Source organism: Marinicauda pacifica, from assembly GCF_004793635.1.
In the GTDB taxonomy this organism is placed as follows: Bacteria; Pseudomonadota; Alphaproteobacteria; order Caulobacterales; family Maricaulaceae; genus Marinicauda; species Marinicauda pacifica.
This window is the reverse complement of the sequence record NZ_SRXV01000002.1, coordinates 679,669-704,091: the sequence shown is the minus strand read 5'-3', so window position 1 is coordinate 704,091 and position 24,423 is coordinate 679,669. Positions and strand designations below refer to the sequence as shown.

25 protein-coding genes and 1 tRNA gene are annotated in these 24,423 nt (G+C 65.8%); 13 read left to right on the top strand and 13 right to left on the bottom strand.

Translation table 11 applies throughout. From position 1 onward, the window contains the following. Nucleotides 1–61 precede the first annotated feature (61 nt). The 4 genes from E5162_RS09625 to E5162_RS09610 all read right to left on the bottom strand — a co-directional run bounded on the left by E5162_RS09625 (nucleotide 62) and on the right by E5162_RS09610 (nucleotide 2,641). Nucleotides 62–667 (bottom strand): LptA/OstA family protein, encoded by a 606-nt coding sequence (locus E5162_RS09625; protein WP_135945018.1) that lies wholly within the window; start codon nucleotides 665–667, stop codon nucleotides 62–64. After that, the gene (gene lptC / locus E5162_RS09620; protein ID WP_135945017.1) at nucleotides 664–1,353 is read right to left on the bottom strand and encodes an LPS export ABC transporter periplasmic protein LptC; all 690 of its coding nucleotides are present in this window, start codon (nucleotides 1,351–1,353) and stop codon (nucleotides 664–666) included. The genes E5162_RS09625 and lptC overlap by 4 nt, the downstream gene beginning before the upstream one ends. Nucleotides 1,354–1,443: 90 nt before the next feature. After that, the gene (locus E5162_RS09615) at nucleotides 1,444–2,058 is read right to left on the bottom strand and encodes a ribonuclease D (protein WP_135945016.1); all 615 of its coding nucleotides are present in this window, start codon (nucleotides 2,056–2,058) and stop codon (nucleotides 1,444–1,446) included. Between the two features lie 160 nt (nucleotides 2,059–2,218). After that, nucleotides 2,219–2,641, bottom strand: coding sequence for an organic hydroperoxide resistance protein (locus E5162_RS09610; RefSeq protein ID WP_174235000.1), 423 nt, complete (start codon nucleotides 2,639–2,641; stop codon nucleotides 2,219–2,221). Between the two features lie 120 nt (nucleotides 2,642–2,761). On the opposite strand from E5162_RS09610, the gene E5162_RS09605 reads away from it, so the two are divergent. The 7 genes from E5162_RS09605 (at nucleotide 2,762) to E5162_RS09575 (ending at nucleotide 9,175) form a co-directional block, all read left to right on the top strand. Further along, nucleotides 2,762–3,217, top strand: a complete 456-nt coding sequence (locus E5162_RS09605; protein ID WP_135945014.1) for a MarR family winged helix-turn-helix transcriptional regulator — start codon at nucleotides 2,762–2,764, stop codon at nucleotides 3,215–3,217. A 135-nt stretch (nucleotides 3,218–3,352) separates the two neighbouring features. Further along, a complete protein-coding gene (locus E5162_RS09600; RefSeq protein ID WP_158291267.1) occupies nucleotides 3,353–4,540 on the top strand; it encodes a hypothetical protein in 1,188 nt (395 codons plus the stop codon). A 94-nt stretch (nucleotides 4,541–4,634) separates the two neighbouring features. After that, entirely contained in the window at nucleotides 4,635–5,714 is a 1,080-nt protein-coding gene (locus E5162_RS09595) for a YaiO family outer membrane beta-barrel protein (RefSeq protein WP_135945012.1), read from the top strand. 90 nt (nucleotides 5,715–5,804) lie between these two features. Beyond that, on the top strand, nucleotides 5,805–6,182 hold the full coding sequence (locus tag E5162_RS09590; protein WP_135945011.1) for a response regulator transcription factor: 378 nt from the start codon (nucleotides 5,805–5,807) through the stop codon (nucleotides 6,180–6,182). 13 nt (nucleotides 6,183–6,195) lie between these two features. Then, on the top strand, nucleotides 6,196–7,254 hold the full coding sequence (locus E5162_RS09585; protein WP_135945010.1) for a HEAT repeat domain-containing protein: 1,059 nt from the start codon (nucleotides 6,196–6,198) through the stop codon (nucleotides 7,252–7,254). After that, a complete protein-coding gene (locus E5162_RS09580; RefSeq protein ID WP_206751083.1) occupies nucleotides 7,251–8,693 on the top strand; it encodes a glycosyltransferase family 2 protein in 1,443 nt (480 codons plus the stop codon). Before E5162_RS09585 ends, E5162_RS09580 begins: the two co-directional genes overlap by 4 nt. A gap of 101 nt (nucleotides 8,694–8,794) precedes the next feature. Further along, nucleotides 8,795–9,175 carry a response regulator gene (locus E5162_RS09575; RefSeq protein ID WP_135945008.1) on the top strand — a complete coding sequence of 127 codons (381 nt, stop codon included), beginning with the start codon at nucleotides 8,795–8,797 and terminating at the stop codon, nucleotides 9,173–9,175. 109 nt (nucleotides 9,176–9,284) lie between these two features. Here E5162_RS09575 and E5162_RS09570 read toward each other — a convergent pair. Beyond that, nucleotides 9,285–9,371: transfer RNA gene (locus tag E5162_RS09570), tRNA-Leu, on the bottom strand. Between the two features lie 231 nt (nucleotides 9,372–9,602). Between E5162_RS09570 and E5162_RS09565 the strand changes: the two genes are divergently transcribed. Continuing rightward, nucleotides 9,603–10,601 carry a complex I NDUFA9 subunit family protein gene (locus E5162_RS09565; protein ID WP_135945007.1) on the top strand — a complete coding sequence of 333 codons (999 nt, stop codon included), beginning with the start codon at nucleotides 9,603–9,605 and terminating at the stop codon, nucleotides 10,599–10,601. Between the two features lie 70 nt (nucleotides 10,602–10,671). On the opposite strand, the gene E5162_RS09560 is transcribed toward E5162_RS09565, so the two are convergent. Further along, nucleotides 10,672–11,472, bottom strand: coding sequence for an undecaprenyl-diphosphate phosphatase (locus E5162_RS09560; RefSeq protein ID WP_135945006.1), 801 nt, complete (start codon nucleotides 11,470–11,472; stop codon nucleotides 10,672–10,674). Between the two features lie 85 nt (nucleotides 11,473–11,557). On the opposite strand from E5162_RS09560, the gene E5162_RS09555 reads away from it, so the two are divergent. From E5162_RS09555 to queG, 3 genes are all read left to right on the top strand, one after another. Beyond that, on the top strand, nucleotides 11,558–12,568 hold the full coding sequence (locus E5162_RS09555; protein WP_135945120.1) for a cation diffusion facilitator family transporter: 1,011 nt from the start codon (nucleotides 11,558–11,560) through the stop codon (nucleotides 12,566–12,568). Nucleotides 12,569–12,600: 32 nt separating this feature from the next. Then, the gene (gene fzlA, locus E5162_RS09550) at nucleotides 12,601–13,278 is read left to right on the top strand and encodes an FtsZ-binding protein FzlA (protein WP_135945005.1); all 678 of its coding nucleotides are present in this window, start codon (nucleotides 12,601–12,603) and stop codon (nucleotides 13,276–13,278) included. Nucleotides 13,279–13,528: 250 nt separating this feature from the next. Beyond that, nucleotides 13,529–14,665, top strand: a complete 1,137-nt coding sequence (gene queG / locus E5162_RS09545) for a tRNA epoxyqueuosine(34) reductase QueG (protein WP_135945004.1) — start codon at nucleotides 13,529–13,531, stop codon at nucleotides 14,663–14,665. Here the strand turns inward: queG and recF are convergent. The 6 genes from recF to E5162_RS09515 form a co-directional block, all read right to left on the bottom strand. Beyond that, nucleotides 14,658–15,788: a DNA replication/repair protein RecF gene (recF, locus tag E5162_RS09540; RefSeq protein ID WP_233342081.1), complete on the bottom strand. Its 1,131-nt coding sequence runs from the start codon at nucleotides 15,786–15,788 to the stop codon at nucleotides 14,658–14,660. The two genes, queG and recF, sit on opposite strands and share 8 nt — an antisense overlap. 53 nt (nucleotides 15,789–15,841) lie before the next feature. Further along, nucleotides 15,842–16,960, bottom strand: coding sequence for a DNA polymerase III subunit beta (dnaN, locus tag E5162_RS09535; protein ID WP_135945002.1), 1,119 nt, complete (start codon nucleotides 16,958–16,960; stop codon nucleotides 15,842–15,844). A 128-nt stretch (nucleotides 16,961–17,088) separates the two neighbouring features. Next, nucleotides 17,089–18,531, bottom strand: a complete 1,443-nt coding sequence (gene dnaA, locus E5162_RS09530) for a chromosomal replication initiator protein DnaA (protein ID WP_233342080.1) — start codon at nucleotides 18,529–18,531, stop codon at nucleotides 17,089–17,091. Between the two features lie 522 nt (nucleotides 18,532–19,053). Beyond that, the gene (gene rpsT / locus E5162_RS09525) at nucleotides 19,054–19,323 is read right to left on the bottom strand and encodes a 30S ribosomal protein S20 (RefSeq protein WP_135945000.1); all 270 of its coding nucleotides are present in this window, start codon (nucleotides 19,321–19,323) and stop codon (nucleotides 19,054–19,056) included. Between the two features lie 114 nt (nucleotides 19,324–19,437). Next, nucleotides 19,438–20,214 carry an enoyl-CoA hydratase gene (locus E5162_RS09520; protein ID WP_135944999.1) on the bottom strand — a complete coding sequence of 259 codons (777 nt, stop codon included), beginning with the start codon at nucleotides 20,212–20,214 and terminating at the stop codon, nucleotides 19,438–19,440. Nucleotides 20,215–20,369: 155 nt separating this feature from the next. Then, complete coding sequence (locus tag E5162_RS09515; RefSeq protein ID WP_135944998.1) at nucleotides 20,370–21,314, bottom strand: TraB/GumN family protein; 945 nt, start codon at nucleotides 21,312–21,314, stop codon at nucleotides 20,370–20,372. 354 nt (nucleotides 21,315–21,668) lie between these two features. On the opposite strand from E5162_RS09515, the gene E5162_RS09510 reads away from it, so the two are divergent. Both E5162_RS09510 and E5162_RS09505 read left to right on the top strand, forming a co-directional pair. Then, nucleotides 21,669–21,944, top strand: a complete 276-nt coding sequence (locus tag E5162_RS09510) for a DUF1902 domain-containing protein (RefSeq protein WP_135944997.1) — start codon at nucleotides 21,669–21,671, stop codon at nucleotides 21,942–21,944. Between the two features lie 555 nt (nucleotides 21,945–22,499). Continuing rightward, entirely contained in the window at nucleotides 22,500–23,294 is a 795-nt protein-coding gene (locus E5162_RS09505) for a hypothetical protein (protein ID WP_135944996.1), read from the top strand. Between the two features lie 177 nt (nucleotides 23,295–23,471). On the opposite strand, the gene E5162_RS09500 is transcribed toward E5162_RS09505, so the two are convergent. Next, nucleotides 23,472–24,422 carry an IS1595 family transposase gene (locus tag E5162_RS09500; RefSeq protein ID WP_135944995.1) on the bottom strand — a complete coding sequence of 317 codons (951 nt, stop codon included), beginning with the start codon at nucleotides 24,420–24,422 and terminating at the stop codon, nucleotides 23,472–23,474. Nucleotide 24,423: the final 1 nt, after the last annotated feature.

Below are 24,423 nucleotides of genomic sequence, written 5' to 3'. Positions count from 1 at the left end.
GGGCCGGACGTGGTTTGGCAGGCAGCCGGCACAGGGGGCGCTAAGGGGCCCGGCCGGGCCTCTAGCCCTCTTCGAAGGGCTGCGGACCGTCGCCTGGAATTTCCGGCACCGGGCAGTCTTCGCGCACGACAGGCTCGGCGCCCTCTTCCTCCTCGCTATCGGGGAAGAAGACACTGCGCACACGCGTTTCACCGGCCTCACCGGTGGCGCCGGCCAGCTCGGACACGCCAGTGGCGAGGTTTGCCGTCAGGCGCTGGCCGGTGGAGACATTGCAGCCCTGGGTCAGCACGACGTCGCCGATCAGCACGATACGCTCGTCGGCGATCTCGTAGAGTCCCTCGTCGGCGCGGGCGATTTCTGTGGCCGTCACGTAGAAGACATCGCCGGTTGCGCGCATGCGCTGGACGGCGCCGAAGCCGGTGCCGCCGCCGGGCTCGAAGAAGACCTCGATCCGGTCGGCGCGCAGGCGCGCGGTGCCGCGGATCGCATTCACGTCACCGCTGTAGACCACGCGGTTCTCCTGGTCGAAGACCTCGAGATCGTTCGCGCTGATATCGAGCGGGCCGTCGCCGGGCGAGCCCAGCGCGCCGACCTGGGCGCTGGCCGGGGCAGCCGCGGCAAGCGCCAGAAGGGCCGGGAGAAGGGCAGGCAGGAGGGCAGATTTCATGGACCAGTCTCCGTATCGCGTGTCTCGTCGGACCGCTCGTTCAGGTATAGCCGCGTCGTGACGCCGTCAGTGAATATGACACGCCGGCCTTCCTCGTGCACCTCGAACCCGCCCGCCCGGATCGCGCCCCAGGGCGCCTCGCCATAGACCGGCTCCTCGCCCACGATGCGCGACTGCGGCAGCTGGATGGTCGCGCTCGGGGTCTCGAAGCGGTAGCCGGAGCGCGTGGACAGGTTGACGGCCTGGTTCAGTTCCAGGCTGCGCGTTTCTGGATTGTAGACGCCCAGATTGGCGAGAACCGCGCCGGGGCCCGCTTCCAGCCCCTCGCCCAGCATCGAATAGTCCAGACGCGGGTTTTCAAGCTCGGTCAGGCCGACAATGCTGCCTGGACGGCGCACGGCGCTGTCGGCGGTCACCACGAAGGGCGTGCCGTCCTCGTCCCGGCCGATGAAGCGCGGATTGACGATGCGTTCAAGCTCTCCCGTGGGCTGTTCCGGCGTGCCGCCGGAGACATCGGGTGCCCGCAGGATGTTCTGCAGTACGATGTTCAGAGCGATGAGGCCGATGCCGGCCAGCAGGGCGATGCGCAGGCGGCGCACGAAGACCGAGCGCCGCTGGGCGGCGGCGAAAGCGTCGGCCCGGCGCGGGGTCAGGCGTTCAGCCAGCATGTCGGCGGTATGGGCCATCGTCAGCCTGCGGCTTTGAAAAACTGTGCGCGCCCGTTGTGACCGGACCCAGCGGCAGTTTCAAGGCGCACGCGGCGGTACGCGGCGCGCCTAGGAGTGCGCAAAGATGTCGGTATCCGGCCAGCCGGCCAGATCCAGCCGGGCGCGGTGAGGGAGAAAGTCGAAACAGGCCCGGGCCAGTTCGCTGCGCCCCTCGCGGCCGAGCATGGCGCTCAGCCCGTCGCGGATGGCGTGAAGGTGAAGCACATCCGAGGCGGCATATTGCAGCTGAGCCTCGCTCAGCTCCGCGGCGCCCCAGTCGGAGCTCTGCTGCTGCTTGGACAGTTCGACGCCGGCGATCTCGCGCGCGACGTCCTTCAGACCGTGCCGGTCGGTATAGGTGCGCACCAGCTTGGACGCGATCTTGGTGCAAAAGACCGGGGCGAGCGTGACGCCGAGATATTTCTCGCACATCGCCACGTCGAAGCGCGCGAAGTGCAGGATTTTCTGGATCGCGTTGTCGGCCAGCAGCGCCTTCAGATTCGGACAGTGATAGCTCGACCGGTCGAGCTGGACGATATGCGCGTCGCCATCGCCGGCCGAGAGCTGGACCAGGCACAATTCATCCCGCACGAGCGAGAGACCCAGTGTCTCGGTATCCACGGCGACCGCGTCGCCAAAATCGATCCCGGTGGGCAGGTCCCCGCGGTGAAGGTGAATGGTCATGCGCGCCGCTCCGTCGCCTCTGTCTCGAACAGGAAAATCAGGGCCCGGTATCGGCCGTTTGCGCAAAAGCGTCAATGCGACGCCCCCGCTGCAGGACCTTCGCGGGCGCCAGCGCGCACTGGCACCCGCGGGGGTCGCGCCGGTCGGGACGCGTTACTCGCTAACCCGCGACGTTGAGCACTGTGCTCACATTGCCGCGCGTGGCGTTGGAATAGGGGCAGACCTTCTCGGTCTCGTTCACCAGCGTGCGGGCGTCCTGCTCGGCAAGGCCGGGCAGCTCTGCGGTCAGGGTGACGGCAAGACCGAACCCGCCGGCCTCGCGCGGACCGATGCCCACCTCGGCGTGCACGCGCGCCTCGACGGGCAGCTTGATGCCGGTCTGACCGGACACGAGCTGCATCGCGCTCATGAAGCAGGCGGCATAGCCTGCGGCGAACAATTGTTCCGGATTGGTGCCGGGGCCGTCGTCGCCGCCGAGTGCCTTCGGCGTGGACAGGCCGACGTCCAGACGGCCGTCATCGCTGACGGCGCGGCCCTTGCGGCCCTTATCGGCGGTTGCCTTGGCGGTATAGAGCGGGGTCATCGGGAGTTCCTTCAAAAGAATCGTGAGCGAAAAGATCGTGCACGATATAAAGAGCCGGGCCTGTTCGTCGTCAAGGTATGGCGATATAATCGTGCACGATAAAAATGAGGACACACGCCCATGTCTGCGCCAACCGGCCGGCCCGGCACGCTCGACCAGCAGCTTTGCTTCGCGATCTACTCGGCGAATGCGGCGATCCACCGGATGTACCGGCCCCACCTGTCAAAGCTGGGCCTGACCTACCCGCAATACATCACTCTGCTGGCCTTGTGGGAGCGCGATGACGTGACGGTGGGCGAGCTTGGAAAGCGGTTGTTTCTCGAGACAAACACGCTGACCCCGCTGCTCAAGCGGCTCGAGGCGGTGGGGCATCTGACCCGCACCCGCGATCCGCGCGACGAGCGCGTGGTCCGCGTGCGGCTCACACAAGGCGGGCGGGCGCTCCAGGGCGAGGCGTCCGACGCGCTGTCCTGCATTCACACCCTGGCCGAGGAGGCGGGCACCGATCTCGATGTCTGGATCGAGGCGCTGGCCGCCCTGCGCGAGCAGGCGCTCGAAGCGGCCAAGGCGACCTGACCGGCCGTCCGCTGCGGGCCCCAAGTCCGGGTTGTGCCGCGCTCAGCGCGTCAACGAATCTGCAATCTTCCGGACCGATTGTTGAGGTGACGCCTGAAACAGGCGAGGATGACCCGCAGAAGCCAGGGATGTTTGATGCGCGACACGGCGATAGCCGGACTGTTGTTTGTTCTTGCCATCGCAGGGGCGGAGACGGGCATTGCCGAGGCGCAGGAAGAGATCGAACCCGAGGCCATCTGGTCCGGCGCGGTACCCGAGGCCGAGCCCGAATGCGTCGCCAGCATCCATCTCTATCTCGGCAATCCCCGCGAGTCCGGAGGCGCTTACGGACACGCGGAAGTCGGCTCGCGCCGGTGCGCGTCGCCTGAATTGCCGGCACTCGCAGGCGCCGCGACGGAGCCAGGCGAGATGTCCACAGAACGCGTGCGCGGCGCCTGGGTCTGGCGTGAAGCCGTCTGGGCCGAAGATCCGGCAGCCCTGATCGAGAGCGCCCAGGCCGCCGGGCTGTCCGTACTCTACATCGCCGTGCCCATCCGTCAGGGCGCGATCGAGCGGCCCGATGCGCTATCCCGTCTGATCCGGCGCGCCAATGCGCGGGGTGTGGCAGTTCACGCCGTCGAAGGCGATCCGCGCATGATCTCCGGCTACGGTCTCGAGCATGCCCGTCAGCGTGCCCAGGCGCTGGCCCATTTCAATGCCGCCTACCCGCGCACGCCGCTCTCCGGGCTGCAGTACGACATCGAGCCCTACCTGCTGGATCAGTATGCGAGCGCCCCGGTGCAGACCTTCGCGCAATGGGCGCAGGCATTGGCCGCGCTGAGCGCGGCCTATGGCGAGCCGGTCGAAATCGTGGTGCCGTTCTGGATCACCGCCGTGCCGGGCGGTGCGGCGGCGCTCGCTGCAGCCGCACCGAGCGCGACCCGCCTGACCGTAATGGCCTACCGCACAACGCCAGAGGCGATCCTGCAGGCGGCCACGCCGTTGCTGTCCTGGGGCGATACCTACGGCGTGCCCGTCGCTGTGGCCCTGGAGATGGGCGCTTTGCCCGACGAAACCGCGGAGGTCTATCGCAGGGAGGACAGCGGCGAGCTCACACTTGCAGACACCGGCGAGGCCGCAAATGCCAGACTGCACGGCCGCACGGTGCCGGGCAGGGAGGGGCAACCCGCCTTTACCTACAGCCACTCGGTGACGATTCCGGCGAGCCGTATCAGCTTCAGCGGCGACTATGCCGCACTGGCCTCGGCAGCGGAGGCGGTGGAACCGCGCTTTCTCGATTTTCGCAGCTATGCCGGTCTCGTCATTCACGGCCTGATCGAGTAACGCACCCGTTCGACGTTTTGCGCGGCCTGCTTGCCGCGCGCCGGACCCCAGACCGTCCGATTCTCCCGCGGCCACGCGAGGCATCTTCCTCCTCATGACTATTTCCGGTTTTCTTTTGTCTGCAGCGCTGGTTCTGCAGGCGCCGACCTACGAGACGGGCGTGGACGCGCGTCTCGACGGACGTTTCGAAGAGGCGGCCGAAATCCTGGCGGAGGTGGCGCAACGCGAACCGGCCAATGCCGACGTCTTTCTTCAGCTGGGCCTGACCCTGTCCGCGCTGGGCCGGTTTGATGAGGCCGAAGCGGCATTGCAGCGCACGCTCGATCTCGCGCCGGATTACACCGATGCGCATATCGCGCTTGCACGGCTTGCCTATTATCGCGGCGACCTCGACCGCGCCGCCGAGCTGGCCGCGGCCCTGCCCGACGATCAGACGCCCCCCGACTTGCGCGCGCGGATCGACGCGGCTCGCGAAAGTCCGGCCCGCTCGCCCTGGCGTACCGATGTGTTTGCCGCCTACAGCTCCCTGTCCGGACCGCTCAGCCCGTGGCGCGAGGCCGGTGTGGCGCTGGGCCGGCGCATTGACGAGGAGACCAGCCTGACCGGGCTTGCGCACTGGAGCCGGCGTTTCGACGACGAGGATGTCTATCTCTCCCTCACCTATGCCCGCGGCCTGCCAGACAGCGGCCTGGCCTACGTCACGCTCGGTGGCGCGCCGCAGGCCGACTTCCGGGCGCAGGCCGCCATCAGGGGCGGTTACGAGAGCCCGACCGCGCCCGGTGGAGACGGCGTTCAAGCCACGGTCGAGGCCTCGGCATCGCGGTATGGAGTGGGGGATGTCTTCGCCGTGCAGCCCGGCGTGCGCTATCTAGCGCGTTCGGACGGGCTGCGGCTGGGTCTGCGCGCGATGATTTACCTTGACGAAACCCGTGCCCTGCAGACTGGCTGGGAAGTCTCCGGAGAGCTGCGCGCGTCCGACCGGGCGCGTCTCATCGCGAGCTATACCGATGCCCCAGACACCGAGAGCGGGCGCACGAGCGAGGTGCAGTCGGCGGCGCTGGGCCTGCGTTACCAGCTGACCGACCGGCTTGGTCTCCAGGCCGGCCTCGTTCATGAATCGCGCGAGGCCTATGACAGGACCGAGATCACGATCTCGGCCAATCGCCGCTTCTAGCCGGCAAGCCCGGCATCCGGTCTGCCTTCCGGATGCATCCGGCCTCCCCAGGCGCCCGATCCAGCCCTCCCCAGACGAGGCCGCACGACCATGACCCAGCCCCGGATAATGATTGCCGACGACAATCCGCTCATGCTGCAGATCGCTCAGTCGCGGCTCACCGATGCCGGCTACGAGGTCCTCACCGCGCGCGACGGGATGGAAGTGCTCGATCAGGTGCACGCCTGGTCGCCCGACCTCATCATGCTCGACCTCATCATGCCCGCCCTGGACGGCTTTACCACGCTGAAGCGGTTGAAGGCCGGCCCGCTGGGTTCCATTCCGGTGATCATTGTATCAGCCCTGAAAGACGAAGCCGACATCGCGCGTGCCCTGAATGCCGGCGCGGCCGATTACCTGACCAAGCCTTTCGCGCCCTCCGAGCTTGTCGAACGTGCCGCGACGCATCTCGCGCCGCCGGCATCCTAGGCGTTCCCCGGCGATGGTGGACAGTCTCTTCATTGCAATCTGGACCGGGGCGCTTCTCCTGGCGGCCGCAGCGCTGAGCCTGTTCGCCGCGATGCTCGTGCGCCGCTGGCTCGGCGGCTACTGGGCCAGGCGGTCGACCCGTCTGGCCATGGAACTTGCCGAGACGCTCATCGTGCAGATGGAGGCTGGTGCCTTGCCCTCAACCCGGCTGCGGGCGCTGATCCGCCATCCCAGACGCACGGCGCTCGCCGTTATCGAGCTGTCGGCGCTGGTGCGCGGGCGCGACTTCGAACGCGCCATGGTGGCCCTTCGCGAGGTCCGGGCCGCGCGGCGCATCTCCCGCCTTCTGGACAAGCCCGGACTGGACACAAGACTCATGGCGATCGAGGCCATCGGAATTGTCGGCGGTGCGGGAGCCCGCCGCGCGCTTCAGCGGGCGTTTGAAACCTGTCCGACCTTGCGCGAAACCGTCGCCGCCGCGCAGGCCCTGCATGGTATCGGGATCACGCCCGATCTCGACCGCCTGCTCGAGCGGGTCTACGGGCATCGGCGCGGTGCGCCGGCCGAACTCGCCAATCTTCTGCTGGACATCGCCCGGGCCGACCCGCTGCGTCTGTCCGGCGCGCTCGACACTGGCGCGCTGCACCCGTCCCTGCAGATCCAGCTTGTGGAGGCCCTGGTGCGGGCCCGCGCAGTTTCAGCGATCGAGGCCGTGCGGCGCAGCGCCCGCGCCGACGACCTTGCCGTACGCGCGGCCGGGATCAAGGCGCTGGGCGTGCTGGGCGGGCCGGGAGACAGCGACATACTGGACGAGGCGGCCCGGCACGGCGAACCGGACATTCAGGCGCTGGCGGCCGAGGCAATCGGCCGGCTGGGCCTGATTTCCCTGTCCTCCAGCCTGGCGGAGATGCTGGAAGCCCCGCACTGGGAGGTCCGCTTTCAGGCCGGATGGGCGCTGGCCCAGCTCGGCGAGGCGGGGATTGGCCGGCTCAAACAGATTGCAGCGCGCGAGGGCGGCCAATCGGGGCCCCATACCGCGCAAATGATCCTGGCCGAGCGGCAGGCCGCATGATGGACGCACTCTTGGGTGGCGGCATTCTGGCCGCACAGGCGATATCGCTGGTGATCATCACGTCGGGCGTGCTGCAGAACGCGGTACAGCTGATCCAGTTTTCCGTCGCCGCGCGATCCCTGAGCCGGGACAAGCCTGTGGAAAGCGCGGCGCTGCTGTGGCGGCGCTACGGCAATCTCGTCCCGCCGGTCGCCATATTGGCGCCCGCCTATAACGAGGAGCTGACCGTCGTTGAGAGCGTGCGCACCATGCTCGCCCTGCGCTATCCGCGATACGAGATCATCGTCATCAATGACGGCTCGTCGGACAACACGCTGAACAGGCTGATCGAGGCTTTCGCACTGGAACCCTCGGTGCGCGCGCATGAAACAGTGCTTCATCATGCCCCGATCCGGGCGGTCTACACCTCGCGGGACTTTCCGAGCCTGGTGGTGATCGACAAGAAGAATGGCGGCAAGGCCGACGCGCTCAATGCCGGCATCAGCCTGGCGCGTGCTCCGGTTTTCTGCGCCATCGATGCCGACACCCTGCTCGAGCCCGATGCCCTCCTGCGCGCCGTGCGTCCGATGATCGAGGATCCCGCGCGCGTCATTGCGGTGGGCGGAAGCATCCGCATTGCCAACGGCTGCCGCTTCGAGGCTGGCCGGATCACCGAGATCGGCTTGCCGCGCAACCTGCTCGCCCTGTTTCAGACGGTCGAGTATCTGCGCGCCTTCCTTGTGGCCCGGCTGGCCTGGAGCAAGGCCGGGGCGCTGACGATCATCTCCGGCGCGTTCGGCGTGTTTCGCCGGGGCCTCGTGATCGAGGCGGGCGGCTACCGGACGGATCTGGTGGGCGAGGACATGGAGCTGGTCGTGCGCCTGCACCACCACATGCAGCGCAGCGGCAAGGCGTACCGCATTGCCTATCTGCCCGAGCCGCTGGCCTTCACCGAGGTGCCCGAGACCCTGCGCGCGCTGGCGAGCCAGAGAGCGCGATGGCAGCGCGGCGCACTGGAAAGCTATTTTGCCCACAAAAGCATGACGCTCAATCCGCGCTATGGCCGGGTCGGACTGCTCGGCCTGCTCCATATGCTGCTGGTCTATGTGGTGGGGCCGCCCCTGGAAGTTTGCGGCTATATTCTCATTCCGCTGCTCTGGCTGGGCGGATTCCTGTCACTGCCCTGGTTCCTGGCCTTCCTGGCCGTGACCTTCGCCTTTGGCGTTGCGATCAGCGTGGCGACCTTGCTGCTCGCCGAGCGCCAGCTGCGCCGGTTCCCGAAGATCAGCCAGCTTGCGCTCCTGCTGGCAGTCGCGGTGCTTGAAAATTTCGGCTACCGTCAGCTCAACACGATCTGGCGCCTGAAAGGCTGGTGGCAGTTTGCCCGCAAGCGCGGCGAGTGGGGCACGATGACGCGCAAGGGATTTGCGCCTTCTTCCCCGGACCGCAAGTCGCAATAGCCGGCTGCAACGGCGCCGCTCGCGCTGCGGCACCGGATGTATCATTACCTTCCCGTCATGGTAGAAAAACTCGGGAAGCAGATCATACGGGACGTGAAACCATGTCAGACGAGCCGCTGGGCATTCTTGTGGCGGAAGATAATCCGCTGATCGCGATGGACGTGACCGTCGTCGTGGAAGAGTGCGGGTGCGTGGTGATCGGGCCGGTGCGCGATACGGTCGACGCCGCCAGAGTCCTCGACGATTCACGCCCCGATGGCGCCCTGGTCGACATCCACCTGCAGGACGGGGCGGCCTGGTCGCTGGTGGAAGAGCTGACCACCCGCAACATCCCCTTCATCCTGACCAGCGGTTCGGACCGCCGAACCGTGCCGGAGGCCTGGGCGGCCGCGGCCTTCCTGGCCAAGCCCTTCATGCCGGAGGATCTGCGCGAGGCGCTCGGCCAGATCGGCGTGTCCGGCTGCCCGACCGACGCGGCCTGATTCAAGCCGGGCGCCCACAGCGCGGGCGTCCCGCCTCGGACCGGGCGGACAAAGAAAAAGCCGCGTCAGCGCGGCTCCTGTGTGTCTGGAGGTCCTTCAGGACCGGTAATGGTGCCCAGGAGAAGACTCGAACTTCCACTCCCTTTCGGGAACTGGCACCTGAAGCCAGCGCGTCTACCAATTCCGCCACCTGGGCAAGTGAAGGAGCGGCTGAAATATTGAAGGACGCGGCGCGTGTCAACGCCGCTTGGCTGTCAAAACCGGCTCCGGCGCGGCGGCCTGCAGCGCACCTGCAGCGTATCGGCGCATGGACAGGGGCGAAGTTTTTTGGTCTATCGCGCCATAGCCCTATCTTGAAAGCGGGTCAGGCCGGTTCGAGCTGCCGGCCCGGCCGGCTGTTCATCCACGCTCAAAGGCGAATGACGACATGCTGCGCGATGAAATGATCACGGTTTTCGGCGGGTCCGGCTTTATCGGACGCTATGTGGTGCGCGAGCTGGCGCGCCAGGGCTACCGGGTGCGCGTCGCGACGCGGCGGCCGAACCTGGCCTACGAGCTGAAACCGATGGGCGTGCCCGGCCAGATCCAGCTCGCCCAGGCCAATCTGCGCAACAAGGCCAGTGTCGCGCGCGCCGTCGAGGGCGCGAGCGGGGTCGTGAACCTGGTCGGCATTCTCTACGAAAGCGGCGGACAGACTTTTTCCGGCCTGCAGGAGCGCGGCGCGCGCACCGTGGCCGAAACCGCGAGCGAGGCCGGGGTCAAAACCCTGGTGCACATCTCTGCCATCGGCGCCGATCCCGACAGCCCTTCCCAATACGGCCAGACCAAGGCCAGAGGCGAGCGTGCGGTGCGCGAGGCCTTCGACGGCGCCACGGTGCTGCGCCCCTCCATCGTGTTCGGAGCCGAGGACGCGTTCTTCAACAAATTTGCCGACATGGCGCGCTTCGCGCCGGCCCTGCCGCTGATCGGCGGCGGCAAGACGCGCTTCCAGCCGGTTTTCGTCGGCGATGTCGCCGAAGCGGCAGTCAAGGCGCTGTTCGATCCAGCTGCCGCGGGGCGCACCTACGAGCTCGGCGGACCGTCGGTCTACACCTTCAAGCAATTGATGGAATTCATCCTGCGCACGATCCGGCGCCGCCGCCTGCTCCTGCCGGTACCGTTTCCGGCGGCCGGTGCGCTGGGCCTGCTGGGTGAAATCGCGGGCAAGCTGCCTTTCGTGCAGCCTTTCCTGACGCGCGACCAGGTCGAATTGCTCAAGAGCGACAATGTGGTCGGCGCGACCGATGAGGGCCATCCCACGCTGGCCGATCTCGGCATCGATGCGGAGACCATCGAGTCGGTAGTGCCCAGCTATCTGATCCGCTACCGCAAGGGCGGCCAGTTTGCGGACAAGGATTACGAGACGGTACGCGAAACCCGCGCCTAGACGCGATTATCGTCACGCAGAAATGGATCAACGCCCGGAGCCTGCGCCCCGGGCGTTGGTGTATGTGCGCTCAGATCAGCCAGATCAGGATGACGCCGGCCAGCAGGACGCGGTAGATCACGAAGGGCAGGAAGCCGACCCGTTCGACGACGGCCATGAGGGCGGCAATCGCCAGGAAGGCCGAGCCGAAGGAGAGCGCGGCCACGAGCGCGCCGTCCAAGAGCGCCACGCCGGCCATTTCCCCGGTCGCCAGCTCGGCAATGGCCGACAGGCCCAGAACCGCGATGAGCGGAATCGACATCAGCATGGAAAAGCGCGCCGCCTCGCTGCGCGTGAGGGCGAGCGCGCGCCCGGCCGTCATGGTGATGCCGGACCGGCTGACACCGGGGATGAAGGCGATGGCTTGGGCGAGGCCGATGAGGATGGCGTCGCGCCAGGTCAGCGTCTCGCTGGTCTTGACCTGTGCGCCGTAACGGTCGGCGAGCCAGAGCGGCAGCGCGAAGATGAGCGTGGCCCAGGCGATCACAGCCGGGGAGCGCAACAGGTCGACCCAGCCCGTCAGGTAGAGCACGCCGCCGACAAGGATGGCGGGCGGCGTGGCCACAGCCACCATCAGGAAAAGCCGTCCGCCCGGCGTCATGCGCCCGGCCAGCAGGGCCGGTGCGCCGGAAAGGACGGCCATCACGTCGCGGCGGAAATAGAGCAGGACGGCGAGCAGGGTACCGACATGGGCCATCACGTCGATCAGCGCGCCCTGGTCGTCCGATCCGGTCAGATAGGGCGCCAGGATGAGGTGGGCGGAGGAGGAGACGGGAAGAAATTCGGTGATGCCCTGGATGAGAGCGAGAATGAAAAGCTGAAAGAGAGTCATTTGCCGCCTGTTCCCTTGCGCCGGCGCGTTATACTTGCGAACGGACAATGGCACGCTGCTGCAGCGCAGAACAGGTCTTACCTCCATGGCCCATGACGGTCTCGACACAGGCGGACCGGGCAAGCTCGCCCCGGCCAAGGCCCGCAAGATCACGAGCCGGGTGACGGCGCTCTCCGTCGGCGTGGCGAGTACGCTGGTCGTGGCCAAGCTGGTGGCCTGGTGGCTGTCGGGATCGGTCGCGATGCTGGCCTCGCTGGCCGATTCCGCGCTGGACCTCGCCGCCTCGCTCACCACCTTCTTTGCGGTGCGCTATGCGGCCTCCCCGGCCGATCGCGAGCACCGGCACGGCCACGGCAAGGCAGAGGCTTTCGCCAGCCTGATGCAGGCCCTGCTGGTCCTGCTCTCGGCCGGGCTGCTGATGCGGGAATCGGTGCTGCGCTTCCTGCAGCCCCAGCCGATCGAGGCGGGCGGGATCGCGCTCTCCGTCATGGTCGTGTCCATCGTCCTGACGCTGGTCCTGGTCTGGGCGCAGAACAGGGCGGTGGCCCAGACAGGCTCGCTCGCGGTCACCGGCGACCGGGCCCATTACTTTGCCGATCTCGGCGCAAACGGCGTGGTCATTGCCGGCCTGGTGCTGGCCAGCGGCTTCGGCATTGTTCGCGCCGACCCGATTGTCGGCTTTGCCGTGGCCCTGTGGCTGGTCTGGACGGCGTGGGGGGTCGGCTCGGCCGCCTTCGAGAGCCTGATGGACCGCGAATTGCCCGACGAGGAGCGCGCCGCCATCTTGAAGATCGCGTCCGACGATGCTGCCGTTCTGGGCGTGCACCAGCTGCGCACACGGGCGTCCGGGCCGTTCGTCCATATCCAGATGCACATGGATCTGGCCCCCGACCTCACCCTGTCGCAGGCGCATGAAATCGTGGTGGCGGCGGAGAAGCGCATCATGGCGGCCTATCCGGCAGCCGATGTGCTGATCCACCCCGATCCCAAGGGGGAGGCGGAACCGCACGGCAACGCCTATTTCAAGGCCGAGCGCGGCGAAGAGAGCGATGGCGGGGATGAGTCCGGCGCGGCGCGAGCGGACAATCCGGCTTAAACCTTACCGCGAAGCAGGCTAGCGTCCTGGACATGCGCACGCTCTACCACTGGCCTCTCGATCCCTGGTCCCGGCAGGTCCGCATTGCGCTGGCCGAGAAGCAGCTTGCCTTCGAGCTGCGCTTCGTGCGGCCCTGGGATGCGCCGGACGAGCTCATGGCGCTTAATCCGGCCGGCCTGACCCCGGTTCTGGTCGACGACACCGCGCAGGGGCGGGTGGTCGCGGTCGAGGCGCGCGCCATCCTGGAATATCTCGAAGAGGCCAAGGCCGAACCGGCCCTGCTGCCCTCGGGGGCGGGCGAGCGCGCAGAGGTGCGGCGCCTCTGCCAGTGGTTCGACCGCAAGTTCGATTCCGAGGTGAATGCCTTCCTGCTGCACGAGAAGCTGGAAAAGCGCCTGCAGGGGCTCGGCGCGCCGGACATGGAGGCGATCCGCGCCGGGCGCGATTTCCTGCGCTGGCATCTCGACTATCTGACCAATTTGCTCGATGTGCGCGAGGGGCTCGCCGGCCCGCGCTACACGCTGGCCGATATCGCGGCGGCGGCGCACCTGTCCTGCATCGACTATCTCGGCGACGTGCCGTGGGACGAGTTTCCCGCGCCGAAAGCCTGGTATGAGCGCATCAAGTGCCGCCCCAGCTTTCGCGCCATCCTGGAAGACCGCCTGCCCGGCGTGGGCCCGGCCAGCTGGTATGCGGATCTGGATTTTTAAAGGGTTATCCGGGGACCCCGCGTATCGGGACGATTGGCTTTCCCGTCACTGTACGCGAGGTCCCGGCTCCGCGCGCTTCGCGCTTGGCCGGGATGACACTCTGTGAGGATGAAAATCGAAAAATTGAGCGGGCGTCCCGCCATGGCTGCCGATCAGTCTCAACTCGCCGTCGAATTTGACTGGACGCAGCGCCCGCCCGCTCATGGCAGAAAACCTTGACCTCACCTCCCGTCGTCCCCACTCCACAGCCATGACGGCCACGCTGACCGATACCGATGCCATCAAGGCGCTCGCCCGCGAGATCGGGTTCGATGCGGTGCGGATCGCGCGCGCGGACGAGGCGTGGGAGGCCGGGGAGCGGCTGCGCGAGTATGTCGGCGAGGGCCGGCACGGCAGTATGGCGTGGATGGAGGAGACGCTGGACCGGCGCGTCCATCCCAATGCGATGTGGCCGGAGGCGAAATCGGCTGTGGTGGTCGGTCTCAATTACGGGCCGGATCACGATCCGCTGGTGATTCTGGAGCAATCGGACCGGGCCGCCATATCGGTCTATGCGCAAAATCGCGATTATCACGACCTCATCAAGAAGCGGCTGAAACGTCTGGCCCGGGCCTTCCATCAGGAGACCGGCCACGGCGTGAAGGTGTTCGTGGACACCGCCCCGCTGATGGAGAAGCCGCTGGCGCACAAATCGGGGCTGGGCTGGCAGGGCAAGCACACCAATCTTGTCAGCCGCGAGCATGGGTCCTGGCTGTTCCTGGGCGTGATGCTGACCGAGGCGGCGCTGGAGCCGGACGAGACCGAGACCGACCATTGCGGAAGCTGCCGCGCCTGCCTGGACATCTGCCCGACCAACGCGTTTCCGGCGCCCTACCAGATCGATGCGCGGCGCTGCATCTCCTACCTGACCATCGAGCACAAGGGGCCGATCCCGCGCGAATTCCGGGCGCCCATGGGCAATCGCATCTATGGCTGTGACGACTGCCTGGCGGTCTGTCCGTGGAACAAGTTTGCCAGCCGCACGCAGGAGACGGCCTTTCACCCGCGCGAGAGCCTGACCGCGCCGCGCCTGGCCGATCTCGCTGCGCTGGACGATACGGCCTTCCGCGAACTGTTCACCGCCAGTCCGATCAAACGGATCGGACGCGATCGCTTTGTGCGCAATGTGCTGATCGCGCTCGGTAATTCGCACGGTCCGGAAAGCCTTGCCGCCATTCGGGCGCGGCTGGACGATGACAGCGCGCTGGTGCGCGGGGCGGCGGTTTGGGCGCTCGGCCGTCTCGACCCGGAGGCGTTCGAGGCGCTGAAGACGGAGGCGCTGGCGCGCGAAGAGTCAGGCGAAGTGCGCGAGGAATGGCAGGCCGGTCCGCAGGGACAGCTCAGCTGACCGCACCCGCCCGGCCGTTCTCGACCTCGACATATTGGGCCTGCGCGCCGAAGGGCTCGAAGAGCTGGCGTTCCACTCCGGTGAGCCAGGCCTGCGTCCCCACCTCCAGAATGGCCGCGGCCAGGCCCTCGCGCCGGGCTGCATCGAGATGGGCACAGGCTTCGTCCAGGATGAGCACCGGGGCCGCGCCGCGCGCGCGTGCCAGCGCCGCGCACTGGGCCAGCGCCAGCCCCAGCAGAAGCGCCTTCTGCTCGCCGGTCGAGCAATCGGCGGCGAGCTGATCCTTGGCGCGGTGGCGGGCGGTCAGCTCGGTGCGGTGCGGCCCGGTCAGCGAGCGCCCGGCGGCGGAATCGCGCCGCCTGCTGCCGGCCAGCGCGTCGAGAAACCGATCCTCGGCCTCGCTCGCATTCAGGCCCTCGGCGAGCCAGGCCTCCAGCGTGCCTTCCAGCCCCAGATCGGCCTTGGGAAAGCGGGTCTCGGGCCGCTCGTCGATCTCGCCCTGCAGACGCACGAGCGCATCGAGCCGTGCCGCCGCGAGCGCGGTGCCGGCGCTGGCCATTTCGCGTTCCAGGGCATGGACCCAGTCGGGATCGATACGGCCGGTCTCCGCCCACTGGTCGAGCAGGCGCTGGCGCTGGCGCATCGCCTTTTCATACGCGATTGCGGTCTGGCCGTGATGGGGCTCGCCAGCCAGCACGAGACGGTCGAAGAAACGAAGGCGGTCGGCGCGCGGCCCGGCCCAGAGACGATCTTCTCGCGGGGTCAGCCACATCATCGGGAAGAGGCGGGCGAGCTCGCTCTGCGTGGCCGCAGCTCCTTCAAGCCGGGTGCGGCGCCGCGCCGGATCGGCCGGGTCCGCGCCGGTGGCCAGGCTGACCGGCCCGTCGCGGGTCAGCGCCTCGGCATAGACCGCCCAGATATCCGCCGGGCCTTCGGCCATGTGGCGGCGGACCGCGTCGGCGCCGGCGGCGCGCAGCCCGCGTCCCGGTCCGAGGAAGGAGACGGCTTCGACCAGGTTCGTCTTGCCCGATCCGTTCGCGCCGAACAGGCAGACCGGACGGGCATCGAGAGACAGGTCGAGTTCGGCGTAATTGCGGAAATTGGTCAGCTTCAAACGCGTCACGGCCGCGCTTGCGGGCGCGGCCGTGGAAGGCGGGGTGTCCGGACCGGCTGCGCTCACACGCGCAGCGGCATCAGCACGTATTCCGCATTGGGGTCGCCGCTGTCGGTGACGCGGGTCGGAGAGGCGGAATCGGCAAATTCGAAAATGGCTTCGTCGCCGACAATCTGCCCGGCGACATCGAGCAGGTAGCGCGCATTGAAGCCGATGGAGAGCTCTTCCGATGAGTAGTCGGCCGACAGCTCCTCGCTCGCCGTGCCGCTCTCGGGATTGTTGACCGCCAACACGAGGTTGGAGTCCGACAGCGACAGCTTCACCGAGCGCGACTTCTCCTGGCTGATCGTCGCCACCCGGTCCACGGCCTGGGCGAAGGGCGCGCGATCGACACGCATGATCTTGTCGTTGCCGCGCGGAATGACGCGCTCATAGTCAGGGAATGTGCCGTCGATGAGTTTCGAGGTCAGGACCGCCGCACCGAGGCGGAAGCGGATCTTGCCTTCGGAGACGCTCATCTCGATGTCGTCGTCGAGGTCCTCGAGCAGGCGCCGCAGCTCGCCGATCGGCTTGCGCGGAATGATGACGGCCGGCATCTCGCTCGCGCCGCCGGGCTGGTCCGCTTCGGCCAGCGCCAGGCGGTGGCCGTCCGTCGCGACCGCGCGCAGCACCTTGCGGCCATCGCGCTCGGCGGGGTGCATGTGGATGCCGTTGAGATAATAGCGCGTCTCTTCGGTCGACACGGCAAAGCGGGTCTTGTCGATGAGGCGCGCAAGGTCTTCGGCCGGGAGCGAGAAGCTGACGGCCAGATCCTCGGTCGGCATGACCGGGAAATCGCCCGGCGGCAGGCTGGGCAGGTGGAATTTGGAGCGGCCTGCAGACAGGAAGACGCGCGGATCGTCCCCGCCGAGCTCCAGCGTGACATCGGCCCCGTCCGGCAGCTTGCGGGCGATCTCGTAGAGCGTGTGCGCCGGGGCCGTCGCCTGGCCGTCGCGCTCCACCCGCGCGGGCGCCTCTTCCACGATCTCCATGTCTAGATCGGTGGCCGTCAGGCGCGCATGGTCGCCGCTCGCCTGGATCAGCACGTTGGACAGGATCGGGATCGTGTTGCGCCGCTCCACGACGGACTGGACGTGGCCGAGGGCCTTCAGGAGCACCGCGCGCTCGATTGTGAGCTTCATCGCTGTCGCCTCTTAGAGGGGGACGAATCAGAAAACGGATTCGCCGGTCAGATTGGCACAAACCATAGACCAAAGGAAACGGCGGCAATAACCAGATTGCCGCCGTTTTGCACTGAGGGGCGTTGAGGCTAGTTGCGCAGGCGGCGTTTGACCGCCTCCACGTCTTCGGCCAGCACCGCGTCGGCGGGCAGGCGCTCGGTGATCTTGTTGACCGCGTGGATCACCGTGGAATGGTCCCGGCCGCCGAACCGCTTGCCGATATCGGGCAGGGAGCGGGTCGTCATGGTCTTGGCCAGATACATGGCGATGTGGCGCGGGCGGACCACCGACTGGGTCCGGCGTTTCGACAGGATGTCATCGACGGACAGGTTGAAATAGGCGGCGACCGTCTTCTGGATCTCGTCCACGCTGACGCGGCGCTCCGCCTTCAGCGGCAATTCGGTCAGCGCCTCGTCGACGGTTTCCAGCGTCACCGGCCGGTCCAGATAGGCGGTGCGCACGATCACGTTGTTGAGCACGCCTTCCAGTTCGCGGGCCGAACTGGTCACGCGTGCGGCCAGGAAATCACGTACCGCTTCGGGGACTTCCAGGTTCGGGCAGTGGCTGCGCGCCTGGGCAATCTTGCAATCGATGATCTTGCGGCGCAGGTCCAGGTCCGGTCCGTGCAGCGGGCAGGCAAAGCCGCCGCGCAGAAGCGATTTGAGACGCGGGTCGGAAACCTGCAGCTGGTCGGGTGAGGCGTGGGAGGCGAGCACCACCTGCTTGCCGTCCGCCATCAGCGCCGCGACCGTGTGCAGGAACTCGTTCTCGGTGCTGGTCTTGCCGGCGATGAAATGCACGTCGTCGATCAGCAGCACGTCGCAATTGCGCACCTGATCCTTGAAGGGCTGGACGTCCCGCGCGCGCAGGGCGGACTGGAAGCCGTTGAGGAATTCTTCCGCCGTGAGATACAGCGCCTTGCGCTTGGACTCGCCCAGGCTGACCGCGTGCGCGATGGCGGCGAGCAGGTGGGTTTTGCCCACCCCGTAATCGCCATGGAAGAAAGCCGGGTTGAACGGCGGCGGGCCGGAATTGGTAATGGCCTTGGCCGCGGTTGCGGCCATGACGTTGGCCGAGCCGACCATGAAGGTGTCGAAGGTGAAGCGCACGACGGCCGCAGAGGGGCCGCCGGTCGCGCGCGGCGCGTCCAGGGTGAGCTGGGCTTGCGCGGCTGCGGCCATGCCGCCGGACGGCTCGTCAACCGGGCGCAGCGCCGCGTGGCTCACAGAGGCGGCACTGGCGGCGCGCACCGAGCGCGCATGACTGGCGCCCGCGCCGCTCTCGGCCAGAATGAGAATATCGCGCGGCTGGGAGTCGAAAGCCGCCCACAGCGCGCGCAGGCGGCTGCCCAGATTGTCCTCGGCCCAGGCCCGGCCGAATTCGGTCGGGCAGATGATGCACACGCGTCCCGCGCTGTCCTCTTCCACACGCAAGCGTGCAATGTCGGACGCGTAGACAAGGTCTCCATATTCCTGACGCAGGCGGGCACGCACCTCGCGCCACGTGACAGAAACAGGTGTCGCGTGAGTCATGCTTTGATTGTTTCCGGAAGCGGCGAAAAGCGCCGAATTATTCAGCCCCATAGTCCCCAAACCTCAGTTTCGCGCTGCAAGTTAGTCTTGCAGTCAAGTACTTGTATTCAGGCGCAGTTCTCCCGCTCTGAGGTGCACCTTTTCTTGGCGGCCCCAGTGTTTTAATCTCGTCCGTATGGAGAAGACTTGCGCTAGGAGGCAAAGAGTACCCGGACGCGGGATCGAATCAACCGCATAAACCGGTGCCCGGACCCCTTTTTGCGCTTGACAGAGAATTTCCCTAAGCGCGCTTTGGCGTTGGCCGGAAAATTTTTTTCACGCGATTTTTTTGTTCTCAAAGCGTTCGTAAATCTACCGGTTGCAGCCTCGTTTTGGCACACGCCGCGACCCCGCCGCCGAACGTCCGGTTGCCCTTCCCATGCAGGTCATCCGGGCAATGGCCGTCTACGTGTATAACACGAAAAAAGGCCTGCGCGGAATATCGCGCAGGCCTTCAATCAATCTTCCGGACAATGACGGAGTTTACTCGGCCGTCATCGTTTTGACGCGAGCCGACAGGCGCGAGACCTTCCGCGAACCGGTGTTCTTGTGGATGATCCCCTTGCTCACCGCAGACATCACTTCGGACTCTGCCGTGCGCAGCGCATCGCGGGCCTGCTTCTGGTCGCCGGCGGCAATCGCGTGCTCGACCTTTTTCACATAGGTGCGCATGCGCGTGCGGCGGGCTTTGTTGATCGCGGTGCGGCTCGCGAGCTTGCGCACCATCTTTTTAGCGGAGGCAGTGTTCGCCATGGATGAAGCCTTGTCTGAGTAACGGCGCGCTGAAAAGGGCGGCGCGCACGTGGAAACATGAGGCGCGGCGTATAGCGGCGGTACGCTGCGCCGTCAACCGGGAATGCCTGTACTCTAGCGGTGCTTGAAGTGCGCCGCGCGCTTGTCGGCAAAGGCGGCCATGCCCTCGCTCTGGTCCTCTGTCGCAAACTGCGAGTGGAAGACCCGGCGTTCGAACCGGATGCCTTCGCTCAGGCCGATCTCGAAGGCCCGGTTGATGGACTCCTTGGTCATCATCGCGATGGGCAGCGATTTCGAGGCGATCGCCTCGGCCGCTTCCATGGCGACGTCCATCAGGTCGTCGACGGGCACCAGGCGAGAAACCAGGCCGGCGCGCTCGGCTTCCTCGGCATTCATCATGCGCCCGGTCAGGCACATATCCATCGCCTTGGACTTGCCGACCGCACGCGGAAGCCGCTGGGTGCCACCGGCGCCCGGCATCACGCCGAGATTGATTTCAGGCTGGCCGAACTTGGCGTTCTCCGCCGCGATGATGAAATCGCACATCATCGCGATCTCGCAGCCGCCGCCGAGGGCGTAGCCGGATACCGCAGCGATGATCGGCTTGCGGAAGCGCGCCACGGACTCCCAGGTCTTCGCGAAGGGATCGTTCAGGTAGAGGGACACGAAGTCCTTCTCCTGCAATTCCTTGATGTCCGCCCCTGCGGCGAACGCCTTGGTCGAACCTGTCAGGACGACGCAGCCAATGTCTTCGTTGGCCTCGAACTCGGCGAGCGCGTCGGCGAGCTCACCGGTCAGCTCGTCACACAACGCATTGAGCGCCTTGGGGCGGTCGAGCGTGATGACGCCGACACGGCCCTCGGTCTTGGTCTGGATCGTTTTGTAGGCCATCCGGCCCTCCGCATCTGAAGCCACCCCTCAGGGGGTTCCTTGAGTTGGCAAACGCAAGTTGGCCGGAACCCATACATGAAGCCCGGCTCCGGGTCGACACCCCGGAGCCGGGCCTGTGTGCTCTCAGCGCAAGGCGGCTATGCGTCGCTGGCAGCCTATTGCCGGGTGACGTCGTGGCCGGCATCGCGCAGCAGCGCGATGAGGCCGTTCTCGCCCGGCATGTGGCCGGAACCGACCGCCACGAAGGCCACGCCCTCGCCGGCGACGATCTCCTCGACCAGCGGCACCCAGTTGCGGTTGCGCTGTACGATGATGCGCTCGTAAAGCTCCGGCGAGGTCTGGCGCATCTCGGTGTTCAGAAGGGCATCGAGCCGGCCCATATCCCCTTGCGCCCAGGCCGAGACCAGATCGCTCAGCTGATCGGGATTCTCGACGGCCTGTTCCAGGCCGATTTCGAGATCGGCAAGCTGGGTCTCCATGGGCAATCCGGAGAGGAAGCCGATCTGTTCCTCGGCGGTTTCGAAATAGCCGAATGATTTCCCGGCCTCGGTGGCGCGCTCGGCTAGATGCTTGTCGACGCCGGAATTGGGATCGTAACCTGCAGCCTGCATCTGAGCGACGGCCAGCTGAAGGCCGGCCAGCCAGGGCTTGAGGGGGTCGATCCCGGCGCGGATCGTTTCGGACGGGGCGCCGAGACGGCCGGCGATGACGTCGAGATCGGCCAGGGCCTCATCGCTCATTTTCGACGTCAGGCTTTCGCCCTGCGGCAGCAGGCCGACCTGCGGGATCATCGCCTGCATTGTGGTCTGCGCCTCGGCGCTGAAGACGTCGGCTTCCATATAGAGCGTATCGGCCGACGCAAACGCCGCCTCGACCTGGGGCGTCATCCAGTCGAGTTCCGGGCGCAGGATATGGACCGTACCGAACAGATAGACGGTGGAATCCTCGTCGCTGACCACCCACAGGGCGGGATCGGCGACCTCGACCTGGCGAACCGGCGCGGGATCGGCCTGCGCGAAGACAGGGCTTTGTGACAGGGCGGCTGCGGCGAGGATGGCGCCGCCGATGATGACTTCTTTCCAGATGCACGAAAATCGCATGACGGTGTCTCCTTTTGATCGACCAGCTCCGCGCGGCTTTCCTGCGCGCGGTGTAAAGGGACATTTACATAGCGTTCGAGTGTTAGTCAAGCACCCTGGACATTATGCACTTTACATACCGTCGCAAATCGGGCATATAGAGCAAGACAGGCCGGCGTTTCGTTCTTGATTTGTTTTTCCTGAAGAAAGGTGCATTTCTGTCACTATGTGCAAAATTCACTGCTTGCAAAGGCGCTTTGGCGTTGCGGAACCACTGCCTAGGTAACTAGATTGTAGGAGAGGCGTTGTATAATCGTCTTGACTCCCTGCCGGAGTCGAGGTAACCGCCGCGCCCTTTTGAATCGGAGCGACATTATGAGCGAACGCATAAATCTGACGCTGCGCCGCCACCACGACACCGGCCTGCTCGCAGCCATGTCTGATGAGCTTCCTGGCTTGCTCGTTTTTGGCCGCACCGTGGACGTGCTGATTGAAGAATTGCCGCCGATGATCGAGGTTCTGATGCGCGAGAACGTTAAGAAAAATGTCCGAGTCCTCGGAGTCGACCTAGATCCGCGCGAGCATTCTGGCTGGGCCGAATATGAGTCGGCTCGTGCAGTGGCAACCTACGAATTAGTCGACGCGGCCTAGTTAAAATCGCCGTGCACGCGCCTGAGCAAGTCGAGCGCCGCCTGCCTCTCGGATGGCGTTAAGTGCGAGGGGTTCGGGACCGAAGCCGTAGACCCTTCACGGGTCGTGCCAACGAAATGCCGCTTTGTGGATGGTTGCGGAGACCGAATGCCGAGCTGCTTAATGCAGGCCCAAAACTCGTCAACGGAGGGACCGTCCTGCGGCGGGTCTTCTTCTTGATCAGCTGCCATGTTGTACCTGTGAAATAACTGGTTGTCGAAATCTGCAGGCGGTAATTGCCTGCCGCGCGCACATAGTTACTCGCTCCGGGGCGTTCAACCCCTAGGGGCCGATTAGAGGCCGCGGTCCGTCCTTCCTAGGGGCAAGGGACCGCGGCCTCTCCTGTTTGTCCATGCCCGCACCGCCGGTCGGCGAAAGCGATGCGGGCTCTCGCCCTTCTGATCATGGCGCGCTCCTTTTCGCGATTCTGAGGGGCATGATACGCTTATTGCTTGTCCTGTCAACGACTGCGTGATAAGGACCCGTAAAGTGGTTTTACGGGAACGAGGTCACAAAATGACAAACGAAGAAGCGCAGGCGAAGCGAACCAAGGAGCGAAGCCCCTCCTATCCGTTTATCCCGCTGCAGACGGCGGCAGAGCGGTTAGTCGCCTTGGACCAGAAGTTTGGACGGCACCCGACCCCGGCGGACAAAGCTGGCCTAGCTTGGGACTTGAAGCCCGGAAGTAGCCAGGCCGCTCAGACGCTAGCGGCGCTTAAATCCTTTGGATTCGTGGAGTATCGCGGAAGTGGGCCAGGCCGTGAGGCGGTAATCACTGATGAAGGCCGAACATATCTTCGGGCGCAGCAAGAGAGCGTCAAGCGAGGGGTGTTAGAGGACGCCGCGCTCAAGCCGAAGGCGATCTCAAAGTATTGGGATAAATGGGGCGCGGATCGTCCACCTGACGAAGTATGCTTGGATGAGCTTGTCCTTAAGGGTGGCTTCACGCAAGGGGCAGCTGAGACGTTCCTGCGGGTATATGATGCCACTGTTGGCTATGCAGGACTCGGCGATTCTGATATGGATGAGCCTAATCCTGAGCAGGAGGAAACGTTCATGGAGTCAGCGCAAATGGAGCGCCAAGCGCCCCCTCGAAAAACCCCTCCTGCCCCGCAGAATCCTCCACGTCCGCTTTCCGGTTCGGAGCCGTATCGGGTGTCTATCACGCCGAGCGGCCTGGAAGGTGTGTTCCGATTGGAGCGGCCTGCGGATGCAGAGGGTTTGGTCGAGGCAATCAACGCGTTGAAGGGCTTTCTAGCCCATCCTAAACAGCCGAGCGGTGAGCGTGACGATGGCGAAAATCAAAACTAGAGCGACCTGTTCGGCAGCAGATTCATCTGCGGACCGGCGTGCAGCTGAGAAACGTGACGAGGTGCTGAAAATCATGCTCGCCACGCCGCCGGTGAAAAGGCCGAAGGCCAAACCCGGAAGAAAACCGGGCAGGCCTATCCCCGGCGCTTCTTCGTCCGCCAGCGGGAACGACGCTTCTTAGCTGGAGAGCGCCGCCGCTTGGCCGTGAGGCCTTTGATACTTGAGGCGCTTGCCTACGGTGCCAGCTAGGGCGCGAACGGCCCGCTCATCGTCATCAACGCCTTTGGCGATCCGGTTGGAATACCGGAAATCGAACTCGGCCATGTAGCGGTGCAGGTGGTGCTTGGAGCAGTGTTGGTAGATACCGCGCATGCCCCGCTTGAAGATCGCGAAGAAGCCTTCGATGGTCTGCGTGTTGATCGTCGGGTCTTCACGCGAAACGTATTCATCGCGAGCATGGGCAACCGAGCCGTGAGCCGCAAACTCTTTCCCGATGCCGCGATAGTGACCGGCTTCGTCAGTGATAAGCCGCGCCTCGCGAGCGATATTCTCCCGCAGGATCGGGGCGAGCGTCGCGGTATTAAGATGGTTGATGACAAACGAGCGGGCATGGCCGGTCTTGCGGTCAACAAGCGTCAGGACCTTGCACATATTGCGGAACGGTGTGCGGCTTTGCGGCGCATCCGGGTCGCGACCGATGAAAGTTTCGTCAGCTTCAACGTCGCCGCCGCCACCGCCCATCGGGGGCTGTAGCTCGCCCTGGCGCATAGCCTCGCGGATACGGTGAGCGACAAACCAAGCAGTGCGGTAAGAGCCGAGGCCAAGGTTACGCTGCAGCTGGGCCGCGCTAATACCCTTCTTGCTGGACACCATGAGGTGAACGGCAAGTAGCCACTTATTGAGCGGGAGCTTAGACGACTCGAATACCGTGCCCATCGTCGCGGTGAAGGGCTTCTCGCAGCCCTTGCACTTGTAGAGGCCAGGGCGATGCGACTTGCCTTGAAGAAGGGTGGAGTTATCGACCTCACCGCAATGCGGGCAGACACGGCCCTCAGGCCAGCGAATCGCCTCGAAATGCTCGCGGGCTTTCTCTTCGTCGTGGTAGATCGGGTGCGTAAGATCGGTCATT

Excerpts from the sequence above, each read along its gene's own strand:
- E5162_RS09625 (WP_135945018.1), bottom strand. The coding sequence starts at position 667 with ATGAAATCTGCCCTCCTGCCTGCCCTTCTCCCGGCCCTTCTGGCGCTT.
- lptC (WP_135945017.1), bottom strand. The coding sequence starts at position 1,353 with ATGGCCCATACCGCCGACATGCTGGCTGAACGCCTGACCCCGCGCCGG.
- E5162_RS09615 (WP_135945016.1), bottom strand. The coding sequence starts at position 2,058 with ATGACCATTCACCTTCACCGCGGGGACCTGCCCACCGGGATCGATTTT.
- E5162_RS09610 (WP_174235000.1), bottom strand. The coding sequence starts at position 2,641 with ATGACCCCGCTCTATACCGCCAAGGCAACCGCCGATAAGGGCCGCAAG.
- E5162_RS09605 (WP_135945014.1), top strand. The coding sequence starts at position 2,762 with ATGTCTGCGCCAACCGGCCGGCCCGGCACGCTCGACCAGCAGCTTTGC.
- E5162_RS09600 (WP_158291267.1), top strand. The coding sequence starts at position 3,353 with ATGCGCGACACGGCGATAGCCGGACTGTTGTTTGTTCTTGCCATCGCA.
- E5162_RS09595 (WP_135945012.1), top strand. The coding sequence starts at position 4,635 with ATGACTATTTCCGGTTTTCTTTTGTCTGCAGCGCTGGTTCTGCAGGCG.
- E5162_RS09590 (WP_135945011.1), top strand. The coding sequence starts at position 5,805 with ATGACCCAGCCCCGGATAATGATTGCCGACGACAATCCGCTCATGCTG.
- E5162_RS09585 (WP_135945010.1), top strand. The coding sequence starts at position 6,196 with ATGGTGGACAGTCTCTTCATTGCAATCTGGACCGGGGCGCTTCTCCTG.
- E5162_RS09580 (WP_206751083.1), top strand. The coding sequence starts at position 7,251 with ATGATGGACGCACTCTTGGGTGGCGGCATTCTGGCCGCACAGGCGATA.
- E5162_RS09575 (WP_135945008.1), top strand. The coding sequence starts at position 8,795 with ATGTCAGACGAGCCGCTGGGCATTCTTGTGGCGGAAGATAATCCGCTG.
- E5162_RS09565 (WP_135945007.1), top strand. The coding sequence starts at position 9,603 with ATGCTGCGCGATGAAATGATCACGGTTTTCGGCGGGTCCGGCTTTATC.
- E5162_RS09560 (WP_135945006.1), bottom strand. The coding sequence starts at position 11,472 with ATGACTCTCTTTCAGCTTTTCATTCTCGCTCTCATCCAGGGCATCACC.
- E5162_RS09555 (WP_135945120.1), top strand. The coding sequence starts at position 11,558 with ATGGCCCATGACGGTCTCGACACAGGCGGACCGGGCAAGCTCGCCCCG.
- fzlA (WP_135945005.1), top strand. The coding sequence starts at position 12,601 with ATGCGCACGCTCTACCACTGGCCTCTCGATCCCTGGTCCCGGCAGGTC.
- queG (WP_135945004.1), top strand. The coding sequence starts at position 13,529 with ATGACGGCCACGCTGACCGATACCGATGCCATCAAGGCGCTCGCCCGC.
- dnaN (WP_135945002.1), bottom strand. The coding sequence starts at position 16,960 with ATGAAGCTCACAATCGAGCGCGCGGTGCTCCTGAAGGCCCTCGGCCAC.
- dnaA (WP_233342080.1), bottom strand. The coding sequence starts at position 18,531 with ATGACTCACGCGACACCTGTTTCTGTCACGTGGCGCGAGGTGCGTGCC.
- rpsT (WP_135945000.1), bottom strand. The coding sequence starts at position 19,323 with ATGGCGAACACTGCCTCCGCTAAAAAGATGGTGCGCAAGCTCGCGAGC.
- E5162_RS09520 (WP_135944999.1), bottom strand. The coding sequence starts at position 20,214 with ATGGCCTACAAAACGATCCAGACCAAGACCGAGGGCCGTGTCGGCGTC.
- E5162_RS09515 (WP_135944998.1), bottom strand. The coding sequence starts at position 21,314 with ATGCGATTTTCGTGCATCTGGAAAGAAGTCATCATCGGCGGCGCCATC.
- E5162_RS09510 (WP_135944997.1), top strand. The coding sequence starts at position 21,669 with ATGAGCGAACGCATAAATCTGACGCTGCGCCGCCACCACGACACCGGC.
- E5162_RS09505 (WP_135944996.1), top strand. The coding sequence starts at position 22,500 with ATGACAAACGAAGAAGCGCAGGCGAAGCGAACCAAGGAGCGAAGCCCC.
- E5162_RS09500 (WP_135944995.1), bottom strand. The coding sequence starts at position 24,422 with ATGACCGATCTTACGCACCCGATCTACCACGACGAAGAGAAAGCCCGC.